Annotated in this window: 2 protein-coding genes; both read left to right on the top strand. The window is 41.8% G+C overall.

The genetic code is table 11. From position 1 onward, the window contains the following. The first annotated feature begins 458 nt into the window (after positions 1 to 458). Entirely contained in the window at positions 459 to 929 is a 471-nt protein-coding gene (locus tag AB4653_RS20075; protein ID WP_017080997.1) for a hypothetical protein, read from the top strand. Positions 930 to 954: 25 nt separating this feature from the next. After that, a partial coding sequence (locus AB4653_RS20070; protein WP_372105147.1) for a Bug family tripartite tricarboxylate transporter substrate binding protein occupies positions 955 to 1,363 on the top strand: 409 nt, incomplete at its 3' end.

Raw genomic sequence — 1,363 nt, 5'->3', positions numbered from 1 at the left:
CATGAAAACCGACAAGTTCACTTAATTTTACTACTATCGACTTTAAGAATCCGTCACGAAAACAAACGCATATTGTCACGTAAAATGTCAAAGACCCGACTCTAAAATTTTAAAGCATAAATTATCTAAGGTGTTCATATCTATCCGATAATTTAATCCAATATCCGATTGCTACGCTCAACTTTCCACGGCAAATTAGTTCACACAGTCACGCCAATAAGCACTGACATTCACATTCTGATAATCAGCCGCAATCGAACTGAAACGACACCTATTCATATCACGCCTAAAAAAGACCAACATCACACTAATTTCTTAACATCATGGTTAAAACAAGACTGAAGTCTATTTAGGAGACTTCTACTTGTGATCGAAAGCGACTTCCAGAGCTTCATCAATTGAAGAAAAATTGTCATACAATATTCTATATTAAACATTCAAACATAAGGACATGTGGCATGCGCTCAATGAAAGATATCACTCAAGATGCTATCGATATCGTTAAACCCTCTATCGACAAGCTGTTTGAAAGAACCAATAGAAAAGAACTGCATATTGTCGTTATGAATCCACACCTCAAGCCATGGGAAGCCTCTTTCGAAGACGCCATTCTTTATGAAGAGTCTTTGGGAACCCCTGATAACTGGACTATCAAGTTTGATCACCTTGCTCGTAAGAAAGCTCAGCAAGCATGGCGAGAATCGACAAGCAATCTAACACTTCATTCTCAACACCCATCTTCATTACGTGACGAAGACTTACTGTTTTATGGTTCGTTTGTTTACGGAAACGTGGTTGTTGCCTGCAGTGGCGTACAACAATGGTATGACATGCTGATCAGTGGCTGGATAGCGGTAGCTATTGAACAGCTAGCAATGCACGAATACCAAACAGAAAAAGCAGAAAACCCTACAAAAACATATCGCTAATAATTAGAAACAGAAGGAACTTACTATGAGTAAATTATTGAAATCCATCATGCTGGCAGCTGGCATACTTGTTTCTGCAACGTCGATTGCAGCAGACTACCCGAGCAAAAACATTCGCTTAGTTGTCCCATTTGGCGCGGGCGGCGGTACAGATGCCGTTGGCCGTACCCTTGCAAATAGTGCGAAAGACATTTTAGGACAAAACATTTCAATCATGAACCGTACGGGTGGTGCGGGTGCCGTAGGTATGAGCTTTGGTGCTCAGCAGCGCGCTGATGGTTACACGTTGACAGTAGTCACTCGTGAAATCGCTTCGCTCCCTCAAATGGGTTTGATGCGCCATACCGCAGACGATTTTAGACTCATTCGCTTAGTAAACCTCGACCCAGCGGTCGTATTAGTTGCAGCCGATAGCCCATACAACACCATTAATG

The organism is Vibrio sp. 10N.222.48.A3 (genome assembly GCF_041475345.1).
In the GTDB taxonomy this organism is placed as follows: Bacteria; Pseudomonadota; Gammaproteobacteria; order Enterobacterales; family Vibrionaceae; genus Vibrio; species Vibrio tasmaniensis_A.
The sequence above is the reverse complement of the archived record's forward strand: the minus strand, read 5'-3'. Positions and strand labels throughout refer to the sequence as shown.